Source organism: uncultured Treponema sp., from assembly GCF_946187725.1.
In the GTDB taxonomy this organism is placed as follows: Bacteria; Spirochaetota; Spirochaetia; order Treponematales; family Treponemataceae; genus Treponema_D.
On record NZ_CAMHSK010000072.1, the window covers coordinates 1 to 5,221 of the forward strand.

General features: G+C 35.6%; 5 protein-coding genes and 1 pseudogene. All 6 read left to right on the forward strand.

Annotation, left to right across the window (positions count from 1 at the left end):
* Positions 1–1,619, forward strand: a 1,619-nt coding sequence (locus tag Q0Q74_RS14005; RefSeq protein ID WP_294431871.1) for an N-6 DNA methylase, incomplete at its 5' end; no start/stop codon positions are given.
* Positions 1,620–1,630: 11 nt separating this feature from the next.
* Complete coding sequence (locus Q0Q74_RS14010) at positions 1,631–2,485, forward strand: KilA-N domain-containing protein (protein ID WP_294431872.1); 855 nt, start codon at positions 1,631–1,633, stop codon at positions 2,483–2,485.
* A complete protein-coding gene (locus tag Q0Q74_RS14015; RefSeq protein ID WP_294431874.1) occupies positions 2,454–3,620 on the forward strand; it encodes a restriction endonuclease subunit S in 1,167 nt (388 codons plus the stop codon). Before Q0Q74_RS14010 ends, Q0Q74_RS14015 begins: the two co-directional genes overlap by 32 nt.
* A gap of 12 nt (positions 3,621–3,632) precedes the next feature.
* Positions 3,633–4,721 (forward strand): hypothetical protein, encoded by a 1,089-nt coding sequence (locus tag Q0Q74_RS14020; protein WP_294431875.1) that lies wholly within the window; start codon positions 3,633–3,635, stop codon positions 4,719–4,721.
* Positions 4,722–4,776: 55 nt separating this feature from the next.
* Positions 4,777–4,899, forward strand: a pseudogene (locus Q0Q74_RS14235) (ATP-binding protein); the annotation flags it as partial.
* A gap of 3 nt (positions 4,900–4,902) precedes the next feature.
* The gene (locus Q0Q74_RS14025; RefSeq protein WP_294431877.1) at positions 4,903–5,154 is read left to right on the forward strand and encodes a winged helix-turn-helix transcriptional regulator; all 252 of its coding nucleotides are present in this window, start codon (positions 4,903–4,905) and stop codon (positions 5,152–5,154) included.
* Positions 5,155–5,221 lie beyond the last annotated feature (67 nt).

The following is a 5,221-nucleotide window of genomic DNA, read 5'->3' on the forward strand; positions in this document are numbered from 1 at the left end:
TGAAAAACTGGATGGACGGCTTAAAGCCTTATGGCCGCTTTGATGATTATGATGAACTTCCTCCAGAGAAAAACGGCGACTACGCATGGCTTTTGCATATCATCAAATCAATGAAAAACAACACCGGTAAAGCAGCCGTAATTCTTCCTCATGGAGTTTTGTTCCGCGGAAATGCAGAAGAATCAATCCGCAAAAACATAATCGACCGTCATCTTATTAAAGGAATAATCGGACTTCCTGCAAACCTTTTTTATGGAACTGGAATCCCAGCCTGCATCATTGTTCTGGATAAAGAAAACACAGCAAATCGCACCGGCATTTTTATGATTGATGCCAGCCACGGTTTTATAAAAGATGGAGATAAAAACCGTCTTCGCGAGCAGGATATTTACAAAATTGTAACAACCTTTAATTCAATGACCGAAGTTCCAGGCTTCAGTCGTTTTGTTCCTTTTGCAGAAATAATCGAAAAGAACGCCTACAACCTGAACATTCCCCGCTACATCGATTCAAGCGAAAAAGAAGATTTGCAGAGCATTGAGGCTCATCTTTACGGCGGAATCCCGCAGGAAGATATAGACAATATTCCTCACTTCTGGAAGGTCTTCCCAAATCTTAAAAAAGAAATCTTTGGCGAATATAAACACGAATCTTGTCATGCTGAACTTGTTTCAGCATCTACAAAAGGCTTTTACAAGCTTCTCATCCAAAAAGATGATGTTCACAAGACTATCACAGAAAACGCAGAATTTCTTGAATACAACAAAAAGGTAAACAAAGCCTTTGAAGAATGGAAGGCATTTGCAAATCCAATTCTTACAAACCTAAAGCCAGCAGATTCAAACAAAGAAATCATCCTGAAGCTTTCAGAAGAAATTCTTTCCAAGTTCACAAAACTTGAACTGCTCGATAAATACGATGTTTATCAGGTGCTTCTTGCTTACTGGAACGAAACAATGAATGATGATGTCCTTCTTGTCATTCAGGATGAACTTGGTTACGAACTTGCAAAAGTAACTGATGATATAAAGGAAGAACCAAAAGAAAGCAAAAAAGCAAAGAAAGATTCCGCAAAAGAAAAAAAGCCAAAGGAGCCAAAAGTAATCGGCTGGGAAGGCCGCCTTATTCCAAAGCAGATTGTTCTTGATGCCTTTTTTGAAACAGAACAAAAAACAATTAAAGAAGCTGAAGAAAAGCTAAGCCAGACAGAAAGCGAGTTTGAAGAATTTGTAGAAGAAAACTGCGTCGATGACGCAGAAGATGATGAACTTTCGCAGGAGCCTGAAATCCTTAAAAAGTGCAAAGCTTATGAAGCTTCCATAAAATCACAAAAGAAAACAATTGCCGACCTCAAAAAGAATCTGGACGAAAACTGCCGCAAACGCTACGACACTTTTACCGACTCAGAAATAACAGACCTTCTTGTAAACCGCAAATGGTACAAAACAATTGACCAGGGAATCCAAAACCTTTATGTAACAGTTGCAAATCATCTTACAAAACGAATTGTCGAACTCTACGAGCGCTACGAAAATACATTGCCAGAACTCACCGAAAAACTCGCAGAAGAAGAAAAAGAAGTTACCGCTCACCTTGCTCAGATGGGATTTAAGTTGTAGGAGAAAATCTTATGCAGAAAGTAAATGTAAAAGATACAAGTGTCAGCGTTATAAAATATGATGAAACAGATTTTATTTCTCTTACAGACATTGCAAAATTCAAGTCTGAAGAACCGAATGCCGTAATTGCGAACTGGCTTCGTAACAGAAATACAATTGAATACCTCGGAATCTGGGAAACTCTTTATAACACAGATTTTAACCCCCTCGAATTCGAGGGGTTTAAGAAAGAAGCAGGCTTAAATGCTTTTACACTTTCTCCAACAAAATGGATTGAATCAACAAATGCAAAAGGAATTATCGTAAAAAGTGGCCGCTATGGCGGAACTTATGCACATAAAGACATTGCTTTCAAATTCGCAAGCTGGATTTCTGTTGAATTTGAGCTTTATTTCATAAAAGAATTTCAGCGATTAAAAGAGGAAGAACAAAAGCAACTTGGCTGGTCTGCAAAACGAGAACTTGCAAAAATCAATTATAGAATTCATACAGATGCTATAAAACAGAATCTTATCCCGCCAGAACTTACGCCAGCACAAAAGTCCTTTGTCTATGCTGATGAAGCTGATATGCTTAATGTTGCAATGTTCGGTATGACTGCAAGACAATGGCGTGAAGCCAATCCAGAATTAAAAGGAAATATACGTGATTATGCTTCGATAAACCAGCTTATCTGCCTTAGCAATATGGAAAATTTGAACGCCGTTTTTATTAATGACGGAATTCCTCAAAGCGAACGCCTTGAAAAACTGAATAAAATTGCCATTCAGCAGATGAAAGTTCTAGAGAATATTGAAGACAGGAAACTTCTCACAGACAACTCAGGAGCAGATGATGAAGCAGACAGAAATAGGATTGATTCCTGATGATTGGGAAGTGAAGGAAATAAAAGATTTTGCTGATGTTACGACAGGTGATAAAAATACACAAGATGCTGAAGAAAATGGTAAGTATCCATTCTATGTTCGCTCGCCAATTGTAGAAAAAATAAATAAGTTTTCCTATGATACAGAGGGTGTAATAACAGCCGGGGATGGAGTAGGAACAGGTAAAGTTTTTCATTACGCAAAAAGAAAATTTGGATTACATCAGCGCGCATATTTAATTTATAATTTTAAGAATACAGACCCGAAATATTTCTATTATAATTTTAGTAAGAATTTTTACGAAAGGGTCCATTCAATGACGGCAAAGTCTTCTGTAGATTCTGTTCGCCGAGAAATGATTACTAAAATGCTAATTCCAATTCCTCCGACACTTGCCGAACAACAACGAATTGCAAAAGCCCTTTCCGATGTAGATGCGCTTATTTCCACAACAGAAAAACTCATCCAAAAGAAAAAGAACATCAAACAGGGCACAATGCAAAATCTCCTCACCGGTAAAAAACGCCTCCCAGGTTTTGGTCCGCAAACCAAATCTCCAGCCTACAAACAAACCGAACTCGGCCTCATCCCCGAAGATTGGAAAGTGAAGAGTTTGGGAGATGTTGTTACTTTTCTTGATAGAAAAAGAATACCGATTACGGAATCAGAAAGAAAAAAAGGTATTTATCCTTATTATGGTGCATCAGGTATTATTGATTATGTAAATAATTATATTTTTGATGGTAATTATGTATTATTAGGAGAGGATGGAGCAAACATTATAGACAGGAGTTCCAGATTAGCATTTGTTGTACACGGAAAATGTTGGATAAATAACCATGCTCATGTTTTACTCCCAAATGAGAACATGAATTTAGATTTCTTATCTGAATATTTGGAAAGTCTTGACTATACATCGTATAATACCGGAACCGCACAGCCAAAACTAAATAGAGAAAAGTGTAATTCGATTCCAATTGTAACTCCTTCTTTTGCCGAACAAACCGCCATTGCCAATGTCCTTTTCTGCATGGATAAAGAAATAGAAACCTTAAAGGCAAAACTAGAAAAATACCGCAACCTCAAAACCGCCATGATGCAGCAATTGCTCACGGGGAAGATTAGGTTGGTGTGAGGTTGGAAGATTATGGCTGAGATTTTTAGATTAGAAGAATTATTTCCAGAAAATACACTGACAAAAGAGCAGAATATTAATTTTCATAAATCTCTTTCTATGGGTGAATCTTTTGCTAAAAAAAATGTAAAACCTCATAATTGTTTGATTTGCAATTCATCAAAAAATCCATTTTGCAATTCCCATTCCGTACCAGCCAGATGTTTAAGAGCTATTGCTATAAATGGAGAGGTAAAGGCTTTTAATGGATTAGTAAAGATTCCTGCCGTTGATGGTGACAAGGGGGTTAATGAAGCGGGAACTTTTAGATTAATATGCAGAAAATGTGATGACGAAGTATTTAAGGACTATGAAACCTTTGAAAAATATACAGATAAAAAACCAGCAGATAAGATTTTGCATGAAATTGCTCTGAAAAATTATCTTAAGTATTATCATAAAAAAGCTATTGAAGAAAAGGCGTTTCCTAAGATGATTGATAATCTTCAAATGCCAAATATGAATATATTGGAGCCTATATTAAATCCTGGAAATAGAGATAAAAAGGATGCATTCAAATTACTTTGTGAAGCAAAAAAACTATTAAACGCAAACACAAGTGGATACTATAGAATTATTGAATACAGAAAGTTACCATATACTTGTCCATTTGCTTTCCAGGGAAGCATTTCCCTTATTACAGGTTTCGATGGGGAGACTATCAATGATGTTTTTAACAATGACAAAAAATATGATTTGCAAGATATACATATCTGCATCTTTTCTGAAAAGGATTATTCATATATTATTGTTTTTTATAAGAATCATTTTAAAAGATATTCACAATTTGCAAAGTATTATACTAAATTAAATCCTGACGAAAGATTACAATTGTTATTATTTATCATATTAAAATACTCAGAGGATTATTTTTATTCCGCCAATATCCAGAATATAGCAAGTGATCCAATCGTACATGAAGCTATAACCACAACAACTATGATGATATGTAATTCCGATGAAGAAGAAGGTGCAAAACTAAAAAAATGCCTTCGGGAATATGATTTGAATAACTATAAAAAACTACCTAATATATTATTAAATCAACAGGAGCCCCAATAATGTCCGAATCCCAGTTAATCGAATACAAAGAATCTTGGCGTGATGAATATCTCAAATTGCAAATACATTCTTTAGAGCCGGCTTTATAGAAAGCTGGGGCCGCGGCATAGAAAAGATTTGCAATCTTTGCAAAGAATACGGAATTGCAGAACCGGAATATACAGTTCATCCCAATGACATTATGATGATGTTCAAGGCAAATGACCCGATAAATGACACTGTAAATGACACTGTAAAAACGATTCTGGCACTAATAGAACAAAATCCATCAATTACTTATGAAGAAATGACTGAAAAAACAGGTAAATCACGAAGAACCATAAGCAGATTGATTACAGAATTAAAAGAAAAAAATATTATTGCAAGAGTTGGTTCTGATAAAACTGGTCATTGGGAGATTGTAAAGAATGAAAATAGAAAAAGCACTATATGAAAAAAGAGAAATTTCTTTGAATGATTATAGAGAAGAAATGAAGGGTAATTTGCATTGTCCTTGCTGT

Coding starts and splice junctions, on each gene's coding strand:
- Q0Q74_RS14010 (WP_294431872.1), top strand. CDS start 1,631: ATGCAGAAAGTAAATGTAAAAGATACAAGTGTCAGCGTTATAAAATAT.
- Q0Q74_RS14015 (WP_294431874.1), top strand. CDS start 2,454: ATGAAGCAGACAGAAATAGGATTGATTCCTGATGATTGGGAAGTGAAG.
- Q0Q74_RS14020 (WP_294431875.1), top strand. CDS start 3,633: ATGGCTGAGATTTTTAGATTAGAAGAATTATTTCCAGAAAATACACTG.
- Q0Q74_RS14025 (WP_294431877.1), top strand. CDS start 4,903: ATGATGATGTTCAAGGCAAATGACCCGATAAATGACACTGTAAATGAC.